The following is a 19,285-nucleotide window of genomic DNA, read 5'->3' on the forward strand; positions in this document are numbered from 1 at the left end:
GGCCTGCATTCGGTCCCTTTAATTTTTACTTCCGGCATACTTGGTGACGCTTATATAGGAGCCGGTGTACATATTTAAATCCTGTACTACGAAAATAGTTCCAGGAATGTGACATTTCTTTACGACATCGCGTCAGTTTTTGTCTCAAAAATTCGACACAACGCATCAAAAAGTGCCCGAACCCCAGGAGAATCCCCGCCTTCAGGCCGTCCGGGGCGGCTGCTATCATTCCACGCATAGCTGTCGATATGCGCCCACCGCTGGCCTGCATTTACAAAACGCTCAAGAAACAGTCCGGCAGTTATTGCCCCGGCCATGGGTTTAGAGGAAATATTGTTCAGATCCGCCACAGGACTGCGCAGCCATCCGGCATAGCCCTGCCAGAGGGGCAACCGCCAAAGCGGGTCTGCCTGCCGGTGGCCTGCATCCAGAATAGCCTGCGCGACAGTATCATCATTACTCATCAGGGCGGGCAGGTCCGGCCCGAGCGCCACACGGGCGGCGCCGGTCAGGGTGGCAATATCGAGCAGCAGGTCCGGCGCGTGCTCCCCCGCCTCACTCAGCAGGTCACACAGCACCAGCCGCCCCTCGGCGTCCGTGTTCCCGATTTCCACCGTCAGGCCCGCACGGCTCTTCACCACATCCAGCGGGCGCATGGCATGACCGGACACACTGTTTTCAACACAGCCCAGCCGCACTTCCAGGCGCACCGGCAGATCCTGCGTCATGATCAGCCGGGCCAGAGCCAGCACGCTGGCCGCGCCACCCATATCCTTTTTCATACGCAACATGCCGGAGGAGGGTTTGAGGTCATACCCCCCGGAATCAAAGCACACCCCTTTCCCCACCAGAGAAATCAAGGGGGCCTTCTCTCCCGCCCGGCTCCCCTGCCAGCGGGCAATGGCCACGCGTGGCCCGCGCTCGGAGCCATTGCCCACATGGGCCAGCAGCGGATACGCCTTCTCCAGCTCCGCCCCCTTGATGATCTCGACCTCCGCGCCAAAAGGTGCCAGCGCGGCCCGTGCCGCACGGGCCAGATCAGACGGCCCCAGCAGATTGGCCGGCGTGTTGATGAGATCCCGCGCCAGACAGACAGACCGTGCTGTCTCCACCGCCAGCCCGGCCTGCTCCGCCTCTGTCACCACCAGCCGTGGCTTGTCAGCCTTTCCGGCGGTTTCGGTTGATTTCAGGGAAAACTGATACGCCCCCAGACAGAAGCCCAGAATGACATCCTCCCGCGCGCAATCGGCTGGCGTCTCAACCCGCCAGTCCCCCGCAGGCAGGTCCTGGGCCAGTGTTCCAAACAGATACGGGTCACGCAGCCCCTTCTCAGGCAGGCCGAACAGCCCCACTGGCGCGCCTCCGGCATCAGGCACCAGCACAAGCTGGCCCGGCTTGCCTGTAAAGCCACAGGACAGGGCAAAAGCGGCCGCTTCCGCCCCCAGCAGGGTGGCAAGGGCCTGCGGCGCGGCCCCCCGTACGCCATGCACGGTGCGAATGGCTTTTTTCCCGGCTTTGCGGGCACTGCGGGACACACTAAGACAGTCTGGGAAACAGTCTGATTCACGAACGGACATGGGCACTTTCTCCTTGAGCAAACCTGCGCCGCGCGCCGTTCTGGCGCAATGCTCCGCAGAAGGGAACGGGTTGCTTTTGAACGCATACCAGCGGACCATGGCATCATGATGGATACCCCAAGCCGACAGGCCAGCTCCCTGCGGCCTCCCGCCAGCCATGCCGACGCTCCCGTTCGCGCTGTACTGGGCCCCACCAACACCGGCAAGACCCATCTCGCGCTTGAGCGCATGCTGGCCCACACGTCCGGCATCATGGGGTTTCCACTCCGCCTGCTGGCGCGGGAAAACTATGAACGGATGGTGCGACTGAAGGGCGTGCGCGCCGTGGGCCTGATTACGGGGGAAGAAAAAATCATTCCCTCTGGCGCACGCTGGTTTTCCTGCACGGTGGAAGCCATGCCCATGGACCGCGCGGTGGAGTTCATCGCAGTGGATGAAATCCAGCTCTGCGCGGACCCGGAACGCGGCCATGTGTTTACGGACCGGCTTCTGAACGCCCGCGGTCAGGCGGAAACCCTGTTTCTGGGGGCGGACACCATCGCGCCGCTGCTGCGCAGCCTGATTCCGGGTATTGAAATCGAGGCGCGCCCCCGCCTCTCCAACCTGAGTTATACCGGCGTCACGCGCCTCTCCCGCCTGCCGCCGCGTTCCGCCATTGTCGCCTTTTCCGCCGGGGATGTGTACGCCATTGCCGAAGCCATCCGGCGCAGGCGCGGCGGCTGTGCGGTCGTCATGGGTCAGCTCTCCCCCCGCACCCGTAACGCACAGGTGGAACTCTACCAGAAACGGGAAGTGGACTATCTTGTGGCCACAGATGCCATCGGCATGGGGCTGAACATGGATATCCAGCATGTGGCCTTTGCCGGGCTTTCCAAGTTTGATGGCTCCCACCGCCGGATGCTGAGTGCGGCTGAAATTGCCCAGATTGCCGGGCGCGCAGGGCGTGGCGCGCAGGACGGCACATTCGGCACCACAGGAGACTGCCCGCCACTGCCAGACCACGTGGCCGAAGCGGTGGAAAACCATCAGTTTGACACGCTGCGCCACCTTTTCTGGCGCAACAGCGCGCTGGATTACACCTCTCCCCGCACCCTGTACGCCAGCCTGTGCCAGAAGCCGCCCTACCCCGGCCTGCGGGCCGCGGAACCGGCATCAGACCTCATTGTGCTCAGCGCCCTGATGCGGGACCCGGCCATCCAGAGCCTCACGCGGGAACCGGGGCGCACCCGCCTGCTGTGGGAGGTCTGCCAGATCCCGGATTTCCGCAAGCTGGGGGAAGACAGCCATATCCGCCAATGCGCCCAGATTTTTACCGTGCTGGTGCGGGAGGGCCGCCTGCCTTCAAGCTGGCTGGAACCCCGCCTGGCCAATCTGGAACGCACAGAGGGCGATATTGAGACCCTGATGCAGCGGCTGATGGGAATCCGCATCTGGGCGTATGTCGCCACCCGGTCCGACTGGGTGGAAGACCCGCAGCTCTGGCGCAGCCGGACCCGGACGCTTGAAGACACCCTGTCCGACCTGCTGCACGAAGGGCTGGCTGCCCGCTTTGTGGACAAACGCGCTACCAGCCTGGCGCGCAGGCTGGAGGAAGCAGACGGCAGCCCTCTGCTTTCCGCCATTACCCGCAGCGGAGACGTTAGCGTGGAAGGCCACACGGTGGGCCATATGCAGGGCTTTACCTTCATTCCCGACCCGGAAGCCGCCCGGTCTGACCAACCTTTGCTGATGCGGGCGGCGCGTCGGGCGGCACGCAGTGAAATCCCCCGGCGCGTGACACAGTTCCTCCAGTCACCGGACGAAAGCCTGACACTGGACGCGGAAACCGGCACGCTGCTCTGGGATGAAAACGCCATAGGACACCTCCAGAAAGGCGAGGAGCTGCTGCGCCCCGCCGTGCATGCGACAAGTGCCGAGTTTCTGGAACCCACGCACCGCGAACGCATCCGCATGCGGCTGAACGCCTTTGTGGCGGCCACCCTGCAAAAAACCCTCAGCCCTCTTTTCCGGGCCGCCAGTGCTGTGGCGGATAAGCCCACCCTGCGCGGCATAGTGCATGGTCTGGCGGAACAGGGCGGCGTGATGCCCCTGCCTCCCGAAAGCCAGATCACCAGAAAGGACAGCCATTTTCTGCACAAGCTGGGGCTGCGCATAGGGGGAGGGCTCCTGTTCTGCCCCCAGCTCCTGCGCCCGCGCCCCATGCAGCTCCGGGCCCTGCTGATTCATCTCCACACCGGCAGGCCCATGCCACCGCTCCCCAAACCGGGCGCTGTCTCCAGCCGCATTCCCCCCGGCACGTCTCTTTCCGTACAGGACCGCCATATGCTGCTGCAAACAGGCTGGCAGACGGTCGGGAATTTTCTGATCCGGCTTGATAGTGCGCAGGAGATTTACCAAACCCTGTCCGAACGCGCCGCCCGCACGGGAGGCTGCCCGCTTGAAGCCAGCGTGGCATCCCGCCTGGGCGTGCCTGCGGCAGAGCTTCTCACGGTCCTGCCCGCACTGGGGCTGCGCGTGCAGAAAGCCGCCATCCCGTGCAAGAAACAGTACGGCCCCCCTGCTCCAGCCATGCTTCTGCCTGCACGCACCCCTGCACCGGGCCAGCAGGGCCGCAAACACACCCGGAAGACGGAAACCAGAAAATTACAGGTTCCGGCAGGCCCGTTTGCAGCTCTGGCCGTGTTGCAGAAACGCCGCTAGAGGCCGCGCTGCTCAGGAAGAACAGGAAGAAAAAGTCATCCGTGACAGAAGCGGGTTGCCACGAAACAAAAAGCCCCTCATATCTTCGCCATCCTTGATGGCGTGGCCGGGACTGACCATGCCATTTGTCCCGGGACCGGAAGCCCTCCGATCCCCCAAAAATCTTCGGAGATGGCAATGACCTACGTGGTCACTGAAAACTGCATCCGCTGCAAATTCATGGACTGTGTGGAAGTCTGCCCTGTTGACTGCTTCTACGCCGGCGAAAACTTCCTGGTCATCAACCCGGATGAATGCATTGACTGTGGCGTGTGCGAACCTGAATGCCCCGCAGAAGCGATTTTCCCGGACAGCGATGACCGCGCAACAGCCTGGGCAGAACTCAACGCAACCTATTCCACCAAATGGCCGAACATCACCCGCAAGGGCACACCCCCGGCTGATGCGGAAGAGTGGAAAGACAAACCCGACAAAGCCGGCCTGCTCTCTCCGGAGCCGCACAAGGGCTGAAGCCCCCACCTTCGTGGTGCTTGGACAATCAGCGCATAAAAAAAGCCCCGGAAAATTTTCCGGGGCTTTTTTCGTGCCAAACACAAGACCCTGCCAGTGTGAAACCGGCAGGGCTGTCCCTTTTTAGCGGGACATCATGTGCAGGGCGGTGTTGTTCATGACGAACAGCGTGCCGATAACCAGAATCACGACGAAACCAACAGTGAAGAAGAAGCACATGTTGTTCCAACGCTGTTCGGACCCGCCGCCCATGTGGAGGAAGTAATGCAGGTGCACCAGCACCTGAACGAAGGCAAGAACCGCAATGGCTGTCAGCGTACCTGAAGGAGAGAGGCTATGGCTCATAACGACGCCAAAAGCCGCTGCCGTCAGGATAACAGCAAGAACAAACCCGATAATGTATGAAGATACACTACCGTGGCTCTCACCCGAAGGGGATGTGTGAAGATCGCTCATCAGATCATGCTCGCCAGATAGACATAGGTGAAGACGCAGATCCAGACGATATCCAGGAAGTGCCAGAACAGGCTCAGGCAAGTGAGCTTATTCATCATACGTTCCGGGATCTCGGTCGTGCCCATCAGCTGAACCATCAGGGTCACAATCCAGATCAGACCACACGTCACGTGCAGACCATGGGTCGACACCAGCGTGAAGAAGGCGGACAGGAACGCACTGCGGTCCGGACCAGCACCTTCATGAATCATGTGCGCAAATTCATTCACTTCCAGGCCAACAAAGCCCAGACCGAGAAGGAAGGTTACACCCAGCCACATGATGACTTTGCTGATCTCGTTCTTATGGGCGGCAATCATGCCAAACCCATAGGTAATGGAGGAGACCAGCAGAAGGGCTGTTTCCAGCCCAAGTCCACTGAATTCAAACAGTTCATGACCGCTCGGGCCGCCATTGAACTGGTTACGGAGAACTGCAAACACGGCAAAAAGCGTGCCGAAGATGATGCAGTCGGTCATCAGGTAGACCCAGAACCCGAACACCACCGGGGACTCATGATGGTGTTCGTCGTGGCCTGCGGTCTGAACAGTTGTGTCGTGCGCCATTACTCAGCTGCCTGTGCCATGAGTTTACGGGAATGCTCGTTCTCGATCCGGGCAACTTCTTCAGCAGGGATGTAGTAATCGATATCCTTGTTGGCGCTACGGGCAATAACCGTCCCGATCACACCGATCAGGCCGATGGCTGCCAGCCACCAGATATACCAAATAGCAGCAAAGCCGAAGATGAAGCTGAACGCACCGACGAAGAACCCGGCAGCCGTGTTTTTCGGCATATGGATCGGAGCATACGGACCACCGGCATGACGTGTATCAATGCCATTTTCCTTGTCGTGCATGAACGCATCAAGTCCATGAACGTGCGGGACAATAGCAAAGTTGTACGGCGGCGGCGGAGAAGACGTGGACCATTCCAGAGCGCGGCCATTCCACGGGTCACCCGTGAGATCACGGTTGGCCGGCAGGTTACGGTCACGGATAGAGACAAAAAGCTGTGTCAGCTGGCAGACGATACCGAGCAGGACCAGAACGGCGCCCACTTCAGCAATCAGCATCCAGATGTGCCATTCCGGATTGTCGTAGTGGTTCATACGACGGGTCATGCCCTCGAAGCCCAGAACATACAGCGGAATGAACGCAAAGTAGAAACCAACAAACCAGAACCAGAACGCACGGATGCCCCAGGCCTCGTTCAGCTTGAAGCCCGTAACCTTCGGGAACCAGAAGTTCATGCCGCAGATGTAACCGAAATACACACCGCCGATAATCACGTTATGGAAGTGGGCAATCAGGAACAGGGAGTTATGCAGAACGAAGTCGGCACCCGGGATGGCCAGCATCACACCGGTCATACCACCGATGGTGAAGGTCACCATGAAGCCAACGGCCCAGTACATGCAGGCATGAAACTGGATCCGGCCCTTATACATGGTGAAGAGCCAGTTAAAGAGCTTCACGCCAGTCGGGATCGAGATGACCATGGTTGCAATGCCGAAGAACGCGTTCACGTCCGGACCAGCACCCATCGTGAAGAAGTGGTGAACCCACACGAGGAAGGACAGAATCATGATGGAGCAGGTTGCATAAACCATGGTGGCATAACCGAACAGCGGCTTGCCGGAGAATGCAGGAACAACTTCAGAGAACACACCAAAGGCGGGAATAACAAGAATATAAACTTCAGGATGACCCCAGGCCCAGATCAGGCTGAGATACAGCATCTGGTTGCCGCCACCATCATTGGTGAAGAAGTGCATGCCGAAGTAGCGGTCCAGACCAAGCAGCGCGAGGGCTACGGTCAGCACCGGGAAGGAGACCATGATCAGAATGGAAGAGCAGAACGCCGTCCAGGTGAAGACGGGCATACGCATCCAGGTCATGCCGGGGGCGCGCATCTTCACGATCGTCACGAAGAAGTTCACACCGGTCAGCAGCGTGCCGACACCCGAAAGCTGCACGGCCCAGATATAGTAATCCACACCAACGCCGGGGCTGAACTGAGATTCAGACAGCGGCGGATAGGCAAGCCAGCCGCACTGTGAGAATTCGCCGATGAACAGGGAGACATTCACCAGGACGAATGAAATCGCAGTCATCCAGAAGCTGAGGTTGTTCAGGAACGGGAAGGCAACGTCACGCGCGCCGATCTGAAGCGGCACAACGAAGTTGAACAGCCCGGTCATGAACGCCATGGCCAGGAAGAAGATCATGATCGTTCCGTGAGCGGAGAAGATCTGATCATAGTGATGCGGTGGCAGATAGCCGGGGTTACCAGCATAGGCCAGGGCAAGCTGGGTACGCATCATGATGGCGTCCGCAAAGCCGCGGAACAGGGCAACCAGCGCCAGCACGATATACATGACAGCCAGACGTTTGTGGTCAACAGACGTCAGCCACTCTCTCCAGAGATAGCCCCACTTGCCCAGATAGGTAATCAGCCCCAGTACCGCGAGACCGACAATGGCAACGCCCAAGAACGTGCCTACCAGGATCGGCACATCCAGCGGGATAGCCGAGAACGATAGTCTCCCTAGCATAGATCCTATTCCTTCATATTCATGTCGGACATCGCGGACTGCACCTGAATCATCTTGCCAGTGCTTGTGTCCATGACCATGCCGTTGTTGTATTTGGCCACGATCGTGTTGAACAATCCGGGTTCAACATGCGCGAAATATTCGACAGGATTTGCTTCACTCGGGGCAGCAAGCTTCGGATAGGTCTGGCCATCCAGCTGCTCGGAGGAAGATTTCACTTTATCAACCCATGCGTTGAATTCATCACCACTGACAGCCAGCGTGCGGAATTTCATGTCTGAAAAGCCACGGCCACTGTAGTTGGCGGATTCACCCAGATAGTCACCCGGCTCGCTGGCCATCAGGTGAAGCTGGGTCTGCATACCGGCCATTGCGTAAATCATGGAACCAAGACGCGGGATGAAGAAAGAGTTCATCACGGAATCAGAGGTGATTACGAAATCAATGGGGGTGTTAACCGGAATAGCCAGCTGGTTGACAGTCGCAATACCCTGTTCCGGGTAGATAAACAGCCATTTCCAGTCCAGAGCCACAACCTCGACATGAAGCGGCTTGGTGGTTGCTTCAGCTTCCAGCGGTTTGTACGGGTCAAGAGAATGACTCGTCTGGTAGGTGATCACGGCAAGAAAGAGAATGATCAGGGCAGGTACACCCCAGATGATCACTTCGATCTTGTTGGAATGTGACCACTTCGGAAGATATTCCGCGCTGGTATTTGACTGGCGGTAATGCCAGGCAAAAACCAGAGACAGAATAATGGTCGGAACGACCACAATCAGCATTGCGATTGTAGAGGTGGCAATCAGTGATTTCACCCCATCGCCAACCGGGCCCTTCGGATCCAAGACATCCATCTCACACCCGGCAAGCAGCAACGCTGACGATAGGCCGCCCAATCGCGCCATTCTCGCCAGTAACTTGTTTTTCATCGCACGCCTCTTGGTTCTGACATCTACTTAGCCTCACAAAGACTCTTCGCTCCGGCTTCCCTTGGTTGCCCAAATGCCAGCAAACCCCGCCTCAGGCTCTGCCCCTCCTGAAAAGAGGCGGAAAACCTGAGCCGGCACGACAGCTCGACAAGCTCCTCGGGCAGCGAAAGCGCCTTATGGCCTACTTTATTCCTAAAGCTCAGATTCTCAATGTCCGAAAAGTTCCATCAGCCTTTCATTGCAGTCGATCCGTTCCCGGAAGAACATTCGGTTCCTGTGTTATTTCCCCGAAATTTCGAGGGTTACAGGTATTCACTATTTGTTACCGATTATTTCATACCAAAAGTGTCCTGATATTGTTCTGTATTTAAATCAAGATGTTAAAGGGGTATTACTCAAATCACGGAGACGTTACTCACCTCATCGTGCGCAGCATAAGTCTTATTTTGAACGCATTCTGAACGAGCAGGGCACCTTTCCGTAACTGCATAGCTGATCACACAAAAAAACCCGACCTTTGCAGGTCGGGTTTTTTCACATCTCTTCAGACTCCCCCTGAAAAAGGAGTCCGGTTCAGGCGGCTGCCATGCTCAGTCGCTGGAATTCCGCACACCCATGAACTGAAGCAGGAACTGGAAGAGGTTGATAAAGTTCATGTACAGGCTCAGCGCATCATACACACTGCGCTTGGCCGCTTCATCCGGGCCTTCATAAGCCGCATATTGCGGATAGGTCACGCGGATACGCTGGGCATCAAAGGCGCTGAAGGCCGTGAAGATGAGCACCCCGACAATGCTGTAGACAAAATACAGGGCGGAGCTTTTCAGGAAGATGTTCACCAGCCCGGCAATGACCAGACCAAAAAGCCCCATCATCAGAAAAGAACTGAACCGCAGCAGATTTGCCTTGGTCGTGTAACCCCACAGGGATGTGGCCGCGAATGTGCAAGCTGTCACCAGAAACACGCGGACAACGGAAACCCCGGTATAGACCAGAAAGATGCTGGCCATACTGGCTCCCATGGTGGCGCAGAACGCCCAGAAAAGCCCCTGCGCGGCCTGACGGGAAAGACGGTTCACGCCGAAAGACATCACCAGCACAAAACCCAGCGGCGCGATCATGGCCAGACCGCCCAGCAACGAGGGGCGCAAGGCCAGACCACCGGCTGTGGGAGCAAGCTGGAAGAACAGGGACCGCAGGCCGGTAAAGGCCACGGCATAAGCCACAATGCCTGTCAGCAGCAGGCCAGACGCCATCCAGTTATAGACACGCAGCATGTAGGCACGCAGGCCTGCATCCAGAGCGCCTGCCTGGGCATTCCAGCCTGTCGCTGCTGTCTGTGAACGGTAGTCGTGACTGAACGACATTTTTTCCTCTCCTTGTCTGGACTTGCCAGCGTTGCTTTATACTTGTGACTGCCCTGTCTCTGCGTCAAGGGTGGGCGGCTTTTCTCTCCCTGCCCGGCGTGCCTGCGCGCAGGCACGTTCATGACCAGCCTCAAGAGTTGATAAAGGTCCGACGATGTACCTTATAATTGGCGCGACACTTCCCACAGATATACGGACATCCCTGCTTGGGCTCCAGTCCCGATTTCCTGACAAAAGCTGGCGGCCGGAACCTTTCCTCTTCCTGCCCTTCTGCACCCTGGGCGAGATCACGGAACGGGCGACGCTGGAGGACATTGATCACGCCTTGCTGAGCCTGTCTTCCCGCGCGCCGGTTCCACTCACCACGGGTGGATTTGACGTGTTCCAGCGCAAAGACCGAATCACTCTCGGAATAAAGATTGGCGCGCCGGAACCAGATCACCTTTCCGTGAAAATCGAGGTCGCCATGCGGCGAGCCGGAGTGCAAAACCCCCAGCCCGCCACACCATTGATCATCCCTCTGGCGGACGTGACAGAGGTCTCCCCCCCGCATGTCAACCAGTGGATTCAGATGCATCATCCACAGACATTTTCCTCTTGGTGCGTTTCTGAAATTACCCTTTTCAGGTCTTGGAAAAACGCAGATATGCCTCTCATCGTTCCAGAGGAAGACTATCCCTTCAGCACGGCTCTCTAAGCCTCACTCGTTCTTGTTACAACATAGAATATAACCATTTGTGACCCCCTGCCCACAAGCAGATTAAGAAGGCTCTACGCCTCTGTAACGGCTGGATAATATCAAACGGCAGGACACAGCTATTCATCAGGCGTGATTGACAGAAAGTGGCCATATTGGCTGAGTGTCGAAAACCGGCCTGCCGGCTTTTTTTTCTTCTTTCCTCACCTTAATATCAGTCGAGGACGCTAACGCATGACCCGCCCCGCCTCCGCCAAGAGACGTTCGCTGCTAGGAATTCTCGCGGCCGGAACGATCTGCGCCGCATCATTGCCGTATGGTGCAGTGCCGGCTTACGCCGACGCTCAAAGCAACACAGGGGAAGCGATTATCCATGCGGATGATCACCCCGAAAACTGGCTCACTTACGGCCGGACCTATACGGAACAGCGCTACAGCCCGCTGGAAGACATCAACCGGTCCAACGTTGGCAACCTGAAGCTGGCCTGGTTCTATGATCTGGATACCAACCGCGGGCAGGAAGGCACGCCTCTGGTTGTAGACGGTGTCATGTACGCGACCACCAACTGGTCCAAAATGAAAGCGCTCGATGCAGCCACCGGCAAGCTGCTGTGGGCCTATGACCCGCGCACTCCCGGTAACATTGCCGACAAAGGCTGCTGTGACACGGTGAACCGTGGCGCGGCCTACTGGAACGGCAAGGTTTTTTTTGGAACATTTGATGGTCGCCTGATCGCACTGGATGCCAAGACCGGCAAGCTGGTGTGGAGCGTGAACACCATTCCCAAGGACGCCTCCCTCGGCCAGCAGCGCTCCTACACGGTTGATGGCGCTGTGCGCATTGCCAAAGGCCGCGTGCTGATTGGTAACGGTGGCTCAGAATTCGGTGCCCGCGGCTTTGTCTCCGCATACGATGCGGAAACGGGCAAGCTGGACTGGCGCTTCTACACGGTTCCCAACAACAAGAATCAGCCTGACCACGCAGCATCAGATTCCGCACTGATGACAAAAGCCTACAAGACCTGGAGCCCGACCGGCGCCTGGACCAAGCAGGGCGGCGGCGGCACGGTGTGGGACTCCATCGTCTATGATCCGGAGGCCGATCTGGTCTATCTGGGCGTTGGCAACGGCTCCCCCTGGAACTACAAATACCGCTCCGACGGGATTGGCGATAACCTGTTCCTGGGCAGCATCGTGGCTGTTAAGCCCGAAACCGGCGAATATGTCTGGCATTTCCAGGAAACGCCGATGGACCAGTGGGATTACACCTCGGTCCAGCAGATCATGACGCTTGATCTGCCGATCAACGGTGAAAAGCGCCACGTTATCGTGCATGCTCCGAAGAACGGCTTCTTCTACATTCTGGACGCCAAAACAGGTGAATTCCTGTCCGGCACCAACTACGTGTACCAGAACTGGGCCTTGGGTCTGGACCAGAAGACCGGCCGTCCGATCTATAACCCCGAAGCGCTGTATACCCTGAACGGGAAAGAATGGTACGGCATTCCGGGTGACCTTGGTGGCCATAACTTTGCCGCCATGGCCTACAGCCCCAAGACGGGTCTGGTCTATATTCCCGGCCAGCAGGTACCGTTCCTCTACAAAAATCAGGTTGGCGGCTTCAAGGCTCATCCGGATTCCTGGAACCTCGGTCTGGACATGAACAAGGCCGGTCTGCCGGATACCCCGGAAGCCCGCACCGCATTCATGAAGGATCTGAAAGGCTGGATTATCGCCTGGGATCCCAAGACGCAGAAAGCCGCATGGGTTGTTGACCATAAAGGTCCGTGGAACGGCGGTATTCTGGCAACCGGCGGTGATCTGCTGTTCCAGGGTCTGGCCAACGGTGAATTCCACGCCTACGACGCCACGAACGGTGCAGACCTGTTCCACTTTGACGCACAGAGCGGTATTATTGCTCCGCCCATCACCTATAAGGCGCAGGGCAAGCAGTATGTGGCCGTGGAAGTGGGCTGGGGCGGCATCTATCCGTTCTTCCTGGGTGGTCTGGCCCGTACATCCGGCTGGACAGTCAACCACTCCCGCGTTGTGGCCTTCTCTCTTGATGGCAATGCTGTTCTGCCCCCGCAGAACGACAAGGGCTTCCTGCCCGTGAAGCCGCCGGCACAGTATGACACCAAGGTGACAGACAACGGCTACTTCCAGTTCCAGACCTATTGCGCCGCCTGCCATGGCGATAACGCAGAAGGTGCGGGCGTTCTGCCTGACCTCCGCTGGTCCGGCGCTATCCGTCATCAGGATGCATTCTACAATGTTGTCGGCCGCGGTGCTCTGACCGCCTACGGCATGGATCGTTTTGACACGAGCCTGAAGCCTGATGAAATTGAGGCCATCCGCCAGTTCATCATCAAGCGCGCGAATGAAACGTACCAGCGTGAAGTGGATGCTCGCAAGAATGACAAGGGCATTCCCGAAAACCCGACCCTCGGCATTACGCCGTAATGGTCCTGCAGAGTCATGACGTCATTCGGCACACAAGCGATACAGTGGTAAAAACGATGATCAAAGGACTGAAAACCGCTCTTGGAGCGGTCACTGTCGGGCTTCTGGCAGGAACTACTCTGGCCCACGCCCAGAGCACTGATGATGAACTGGTCAAGAAAGGTGCGTATGTTGCCCGTCTGGGTGACTGCGTGGCCTGTCATACGGCGCTGCACGGCCAGGTCTATGCAGGGGGTCTGTCCATTCAGACTCCCATCGGCACCATCTATTCCACGAACATCACGCCTGACCCCACCAACGGGATTGGCAGCTACACGTTCGAGGAATTTGATGAAGCCTTGCGCCACGGCATACGCAAGGATGGCAGCACGCTCTATCCGGCCATGCCGTATCCCTCTTTCGCCCGGATGACACAGGATGACATGAAGGCGCTCTATGCCTACTTCATGCACGGTGTGAAGCCGGTGGCACAGCCCAACAAGGCCCCCGGAATCTCCTGGCCGCTGTCCATGCGCTGGCCGCTGGCCATCTGGCGTTCCGTGTTTGCCCCGGCACCCAAGGCATTTGTCCCGGCTGCGGGTACGGATGCTGAAATTGCCCGTGGTGAATATCTGGTGACAGGTCCGGGCCATTGCGGCGCATGCCACACGCCGCGCGGCTTTGGCATGCAGGAAAAGGCGCTGGATGCCTCTGGCGGTCCTGTCTTCCTTGCCGGTGGCGCCCCGATTGATAACTGGGTAGCTCCCAGCCTGCGGAATGACCCGGTTGAGGGTATCGGCAGCTGGCCTGAAGAAGAAGTCTACCAGTTCCTGAAGTCCGGCCGTACAGACCACGCCGCTGTGTTTGGTGGCATGGCGGACGTGGTGGGCTGGAGCACCCAGTACTTCACGGATGCTGACCTGCATGCCATGGCGAAATACCTGAAGGCCCTGCCCCCGGTTCCGGTTCCGCCGGGGCGGAGCGCCTACACGTATGATGCCTCCACAGCACAGGCGCTGGATTCCAACAACACCTCCGGCGCCCCGGGTGCCAGCGTGTATGTTGAACAGTGCGCGATCTGCCATCGTAACGATGGGGGTGGTGTGGCCCGTATGTTCCCGCCGCTGGCAGGAAACCCTGTTGTTGTGTCTGCAGACCCGACATCCATCGCCCACATCATTGTGGCCGGTGCGGTTCTGCCGCCCACCAACTGGGCTCCGTCCGCTGTCGCCATGCCGGGTTACAAGAGCGTTCTGTCCGACCAGCAGATGGCTGATGTTGTAAACTTCATCCGCACCTCCTGGGGCAACAAGGCTCCGGCAAACGTCACAGCCGCCGATATCCAGAAGCTGCGCGTTGACCATGCTCCCATCTCCACCGCCTCCTGGGGCTTTGGAAGTGCTGATGCCGCAACATGGGGTGTCTATCATCCGCAGCCTTACGGTGCGGGCTGGACATTCTCTCCGCAGACCCACACGGGTGAAGACGCAGCTCAGTAATAGAGCCGCTTCTTTCCCACCCTGCTCCTTCAGGGGAGCAGGTCCGAAACACCGCGATGGCAACATCGCGGTGTTTTTTTATGCCCCCCCTTTTGGGCGGGCGCATATTGCAGGCATGCCGCTCCCGCCACATATCTTGAGGCATGACATCCCTTTTCTCCCGACAGCCTTCCTGCTTTCAGGAAAACAGCACTACAGAGCAGCAGGATGAGGCGCTTGCGCACTTTCTGGAAGAGCTGAAGGGCTGCCGGGCCTGCGCGCACAAACTGCCGCTTGGACCACGCCCCGTTGTGCGCCTCTCCCCCCGCGCCCGGCTGCTGATTGCCGGTCAAGCCCCCGGAACCCGTGTCCATAATACCGGGATTCCGTTTAATGATGCCTCGGGTGAACGTCTGCGCTCATGGCTGGCCATGAGCCCGGATGTTTTTTACGATACAGAGCGTATTGCCATTGTGCCCATGGCCCTGTGCTATCCGGGTGTTTTGCCAAAAGGGGGAGACAGGCCACCCCCACCGGAATGCGCAGCCCTCTGGCGGGAACGCATTCTCTCCTTCCTGCCCAACCTGCGACTGACCTTGCTTGTGGGGTCTTACGCCCAGAATTATGCATTAGGAAAAGGGAAGGTTTTTGAACGGGTCTTGGATTTCCGGTCTTATCTTCCCAGAGATTTTCCGCTCCCGCACCCCTCATGGCGCACGGAAGCATGGGAGCGGAAAACACCCCAGTTTCAGGAAGATGTAATTCCGGCCCTGCGGGAAGCTGTCAAATCGGCACTGGAAGACTGAAAATCCTTTTGAAAACACTCTGATATTCAGAATTTCAGAGTGTTTTCACGAACTCCTACAGAACCAGAATCAGACGAATGTCATTGACATTGGTCAGAGTTGGTCCGGTCATGACCAGATCATCAAGCTTCTTGAAATAACTGTAACTGTCGTGCCGTTTCAGAAAATCTTCCACGCTCATACCAAGCTTCGCACCGCGCTCAAGCGTTTGCGGGCCGATCATGGCACCGGCGGCATCTTCCGTGCCATCAATCCCATCACTGTCTCCCGCCACGGCCCAGATTCCCGCCTCACCCGCAAGACTTAGAGCGCAGGACAGCAGAAATTCCGTATTGCGGCCACCTTTGCCCGGTTTTTCGCCGGGCCTGATTGTCACTGTTGTTTCGCCACCGCTCAGCAGCACCGCCGGAGCCTTCACGGGCTGACCATGCTGTTTGACCGAGCGCGCAATCCCGGCAAACAGGGTACCCGCCGCACTGCTTTCCCCTTCCAGCGCATCTCCCAGAATAACGGGTGTCACACCCGCACGGCGGGCAACCTCCGCAGCGGCCCCCAGTGCGAAAAACGGCGTTGCAATCATGGTCACGCTGTTGCCCTCAGCCATTGGGGGCGGGGCGGTTCTGCTCTGATCTGCCTCCCGCTTCAGGAGCGCCTCAGCCGCAGGGGGCAGGGTGAGATCATATTTGTGGATAATCCGCAGGGCATCCAGCGCTGTGGTATCATCCCTCACGGTCGGGCCGCTGGCGATAACGGCCGGGGAATCCCCCGGCACATCGCTGATAATCAGCGACACAACACGTGCGGGGTACGCCGCCTGCGCCAGCCTGCCGCCCTTGATGGCCGAAAGGTGACGACGCACCGTGTTCATTTCCGCAATGGTCGCGCCCGAGTGCAGGAGTTGGCGGGCAATCTGCTTTTTCTCACCCAGCGTAATTCCTTCGGCTGGGAGCGCCAGAAGGGCGGAGCCTCCCCCTGAAATCAGGGCAATCACCAGATCATCCGCGCCCAGCCCCTGCACGGCCTGCAGGATCTTCCGCGCAGCCTGCTCGCTTCGTTCATCAGGCACCGGATGCGAGGCTTCCAGAACGAGAATGGAGCGGGTGGGCATGGCATGGTCATCTCGCGTGACCACCACCCCTTCCAGCGGGACATCCGGCCATGCGGCCTCCAGCGCCGCAGCCATGGAGGCCGCAGCCTTGCCCGCCCCCACCACCACACAACGCCCTTTGGGCTTTTCCGGCAGAAACTGCGCCAGAACATGGAACGGGCTCGCACTCGCCACAGCCGCATCAAACATCTCGCGCAGGAACGCCCGTACGCGGGTTTCTGACCAGCCTTCTTCGGGGCAGGATACAGCAGTGGGAGACTGGTCTGGCATCGGGGTTCCCCCTTAATTTATCTTGAGCACCACCCAGACTGTTCAGGTAATGAACTCTGGGCATGCAGAATCACAGCTTTTGCGCGCTAACGCAAAAACCGCCCCAAGGGTGGCATATCCTGCATGAAAATGAGTACATCCCGGTATTCATTTGTCTGTGACACACCACACCGGGAGACAGAGCGCCAAGAGGGCAGGGTACCGGGGAGACAAGGCACTAGCCTGATGTATAAACCCCGGTTCAGCCCGCTATCCGGCTCTGCCCCCGTTCTGTCACACGCTCTGCCACCTGCTCTGGTTCGGCTTTGCGGATGTCAGTAACGAGAGAAAACGCAACAACGCAACCGGACGTTCAGAGCGCTTTTTCAAAATCCAGCCCGAAATCAAGGGCTTTGACAGAATGTGTCAGCCAGCCGACAGACAGAAGGTCAACCCCTGTCCGGGCAATGGCGGGCGCAGTCTGCGGCGTGATGCCACCCGAGGCTTCTGCCAGCAGGCGGCCATCAATCATCTCAACACAGGTGCGCAGCACGGGCACGGGCATGTTGTCCAGCAGCACAGCATCCACCCGTTCCCCGGCCAGAAGCTCCTGCAACTGCTCCGGTGTGTCCACCTCAACCTCAATTTTCACCATATGGCCCGCAGCCTGCCGCGCCCGTGCAATCGCTTCCCGCACGCTGCCCACCAGAGCAATATGGTTGTCCTTGATCAGGATCGCGTCATCCAGCCCCATACGGTGGCTGACGCCCCCGCCGGCCCGCACGGCATATTTCTGCACCGCCCGCAGGCCGGGCAGCGTTTTGCGCGTGCAGGCCAGCCGCGCTTTTGTGCCTGCCATGCTGTGCACAATCTCGGCCGTTGCCGTGGCAATGCCGCTCAGGTGAGACAGGAAATTCAGCCCTACCCGCTCCCCCGTCAGGATGGACCGCGCAGAGCCTTCCACCACGGCCACCACATCTCCGGGCTCCAGAGCCGCCCCTTCTTCCTTCAGGCGCTCAAACCGCAGGGAGGGGTCCATCAGGTGAAAGGAAAGCCTGGCCAGATCCAGCCCGGCCAGAACGCCCTTCTCCCGGCTGCGCAGGGAAACACGCACGCGCTCGCCCCCGTTCAGCACGGCATTGGTCGTGAGGTCTCCCCCACGCCCAAGGTCTTCCAGCAATCCGGCCCGCACCAGCGGTTCCAGCATGATATCAGGCAAGGCAGGCAGCATGAGAAATCCTGTTCTCTGAAGAAACCAAGGCGTTACGCGTGCTCAGGCAGGGGACTCAGACCGCCAGCATCCGCTCGATGGAGAGCCGGGCACGGTCTGCCACGCTGGCATCCACCGTGACCTCAACCTCCATCTGCTCCAGCGCTCTGCGGATGGCGGGCAGCGTGATGTGCTTCATGTGCGGGCAGAGGTTGCATGGCCGCACGAACTCCACCTCGGGATGCTCCACAGCCAGATTGTCGCTCATGGAGCATTCCGTAACCAGCAGCACGCGCCCGGCTTTGCCCGAAGCCACAAACTCCGACATCCCGGCGGTTGAGCCCGAGAAATCTGCTTCCGCCACCACTTCGGGCGGGCATTCCGGGTGGGCCAGCACCACAAGGCCCGGCCACGCCGCGCGCCACTGGCGGATTTCCTCCGGCGTGAAGCGTTCATGCACCTCGCAGTGCCCTTTCCAGGTGATGATTTTCACGCCGGTCTCATTCGCCACGTTCTGCGCAAGGAACTCATCCGGGATCATGATCACTTCATCCACGCCAAGGCTTTCAATCACCTTGCGGGCATTGCCGGATGTGCAGCAGATATCGCTTTCCGCCTTCACATCGGCTGAGGTGTTCACATACGTTACCACCGGCACGCCGGGGTAGCGGGCGCGCATGAGCCGCACATCCGCCGCCGTGATGGAATCCGCCAGAGAGCAGCCTGCCTCAACGGACGGCAGCAGCACCTTGCGGGACGGGTTCAGCAGTTTTGCCGTCTCTGCCATGAAGGCCACGCCTGCCATGACAATCACATCGGCTTCCACTTCCTGCGCCTTACGCGCCAGGGCAAGGGAATCTCCTGTCACATCGGCCACGCAATGGAAGATTTCCGGCGTCTGGTAGTTATGCGCCAGAATAACCGCATTGTGCTTTTCTTTAAGCGCCAGAATAGCCGCGATATCTTCAGAAAAAGCGGGCCATTCCATGGCAGGAATAACATGGCTTACACGGGGGTACAGGCTATCTGCCTGCTCTTGCCAGAATGACATCTTGGGGGACGCGGTCATCTTGAAGTATCCGTCTGAACAGAAAGGGGCCGGCACATCTCTTTACGGAGGCGCACTGGACCGCCGAAATGAGACCTTTCCATGCCCGCTG

The 19,285-nt window shown here is 58.7% G+C and carries 15 protein-coding genes; 5 read left to right on the plus strand and 10 right to left on the minus strand.

The window, feature by feature from the left end:
- Positions 1 to 119: 119 nt before the first annotated feature.
- A complete protein-coding gene (locus GOB82_RS03690; protein ID WP_377792266.1) occupies positions 120 to 1,736 on the minus strand; it encodes a leucyl aminopeptidase family protein in 1,617 nt (538 codons plus the stop codon).
- Here GOB82_RS03690 and GOB82_RS03695 point away from each other — a divergent pair.
- Both GOB82_RS03695 and fdxA read left to right on the plus strand, forming a co-directional pair.
- A complete protein-coding gene (locus GOB82_RS03695) occupies positions 1,683 to 4,277 on the plus strand; it encodes a helicase-related protein (protein ID WP_242007178.1) in 2,595 nt (864 codons plus the stop codon). The two genes, GOB82_RS03690 and GOB82_RS03695, sit on opposite strands and share 54 nt — an antisense overlap.
- A 177-nt stretch (positions 4,278 to 4,454) precedes the next feature.
- Positions 4,455 to 4,787, plus strand: a complete 333-nt coding sequence (gene fdxA / locus GOB82_RS03700) for a ferredoxin FdxA (RefSeq protein WP_166119855.1) — start codon at positions 4,455 to 4,457, stop codon at positions 4,785 to 4,787.
- A gap of 123 nt (positions 4,788 to 4,910) precedes the next feature.
- Here the strand turns inward: fdxA and cyoD are convergent, their stop codons facing one another.
- The 6 genes from cyoD to GOB82_RS03730 all read right to left on the minus strand — a co-directional run bounded on the left by cyoD (position 4,911) and on the right by GOB82_RS03730 (position 10,715).
- Positions 4,911 to 5,243, minus strand: coding sequence for a cytochrome o ubiquinol oxidase subunit IV (cyoD, locus tag GOB82_RS03705; RefSeq protein ID WP_166119858.1), 333 nt, complete (start codon positions 5,241 to 5,243; stop codon positions 4,911 to 4,913).
- On the minus strand, positions 5,243 to 5,848 hold the full coding sequence (gene cyoC / locus GOB82_RS03710) for a cytochrome o ubiquinol oxidase subunit III (RefSeq protein ID WP_166119861.1): 606 nt from the start codon (positions 5,846 to 5,848) through the stop codon (positions 5,243 to 5,245). The genes cyoD and cyoC overlap by 1 nt, the downstream gene beginning before the upstream one ends.
- Positions 5,848 to 7,839: a cytochrome o ubiquinol oxidase subunit I gene (gene cyoB, locus GOB82_RS03715; protein WP_166119863.1), complete on the minus strand. Its 1,992-nt coding sequence runs from the start codon at positions 7,837 to 7,839 to the stop codon at positions 5,848 to 5,850. The genes cyoC and cyoB overlap by 1 nt, the downstream gene beginning before the upstream one ends.
- Positions 7,840 to 7,844: 5 nt before the next feature.
- A complete protein-coding gene (gene cyoA, locus GOB82_RS03720) occupies positions 7,845 to 8,768 on the minus strand; it encodes a ubiquinol oxidase subunit II (protein WP_166119866.1) in 924 nt (307 codons plus the stop codon).
- Between the two features lie 590 nt (positions 8,769 to 9,358).
- Positions 9,359 to 10,135, minus strand: a complete 777-nt coding sequence (locus GOB82_RS03725; protein WP_166119868.1) for a Bax inhibitor-1/YccA family protein — start codon at positions 10,133 to 10,135, stop codon at positions 9,359 to 9,361.
- 130 nt (positions 10,136 to 10,265) lie between these two features.
- Complete coding sequence (locus GOB82_RS03730; RefSeq protein WP_166119871.1) at positions 10,266 to 10,715, minus strand: hypothetical protein; 450 nt, start codon at positions 10,713 to 10,715, stop codon at positions 10,266 to 10,268.
- 351 nt (positions 10,716 to 11,066) lie between these two features.
- Here GOB82_RS03730 and GOB82_RS03735 point away from each other — a divergent pair, with 351 nt between their 5' ends.
- The 3 genes from GOB82_RS03735 (at position 11,067) to GOB82_RS03745 (ending at position 15,558) form a co-directional block, all read left to right on the plus strand.
- A complete protein-coding gene (locus tag GOB82_RS03735) occupies positions 11,067 to 13,295 on the plus strand; it encodes a PQQ-dependent dehydrogenase, methanol/ethanol family (protein WP_166119873.1) in 2,229 nt (742 codons plus the stop codon).
- A 56-nt stretch (positions 13,296 to 13,351) separates the two neighbouring features.
- Positions 13,352 to 14,773 carry a cytochrome c gene (locus GOB82_RS03740; protein WP_166119876.1) on the plus strand — a complete coding sequence of 474 codons (1,422 nt, stop codon included), beginning with the start codon at positions 13,352 to 13,354 and terminating at the stop codon, positions 14,771 to 14,773.
- 143 nt (positions 14,774 to 14,916) lie between these two features.
- The gene (locus GOB82_RS03745) at positions 14,917 to 15,558 is read left to right on the plus strand and encodes a uracil-DNA glycosylase family protein (protein WP_166119879.1); all 642 of its coding nucleotides are present in this window, start codon (positions 14,917 to 14,919) and stop codon (positions 15,556 to 15,558) included.
- A gap of 55 nt (positions 15,559 to 15,613) precedes the next feature.
- On the opposite strand, the gene GOB82_RS03750 is transcribed toward GOB82_RS03745, so the two are convergent.
- The 3 genes from GOB82_RS03750 to nadA all read right to left on the minus strand — a co-directional run bounded on the left by GOB82_RS03750 (position 15,614) and on the right by nadA (position 19,194).
- Positions 15,614 to 16,855, minus strand: a complete 1,242-nt coding sequence (locus tag GOB82_RS03750) for a glycerate kinase type-2 family protein (protein WP_242007196.1) — start codon at positions 16,853 to 16,855, stop codon at positions 15,614 to 15,616.
- Between the two features lie 433 nt (positions 16,856 to 17,288).
- Positions 17,289 to 18,146 carry a carboxylating nicotinate-nucleotide diphosphorylase gene (nadC, locus tag GOB82_RS03755; protein ID WP_166119884.1) on the minus strand — a complete coding sequence of 286 codons (858 nt, stop codon included), beginning with the start codon at positions 18,144 to 18,146 and terminating at the stop codon, positions 17,289 to 17,291.
- Positions 18,147 to 18,201: 55 nt separating this feature from the next.
- Entirely contained in the window at positions 18,202 to 19,194 is a 993-nt protein-coding gene (gene nadA, locus GOB82_RS03760) for a quinolinate synthase NadA (protein ID WP_166119887.1), read from the minus strand.
- Between the last annotated feature and the right edge of the window lie 91 nt (positions 19,195 to 19,285).

The sequence above is a fragment of the Acetobacter farinalis genome (assembly GCF_011516935.1).
GTDB classification, from domain to species: Bacteria; Pseudomonadota; Alphaproteobacteria; order Acetobacterales; family Acetobacteraceae; genus Acetobacter; species Acetobacter farinalis.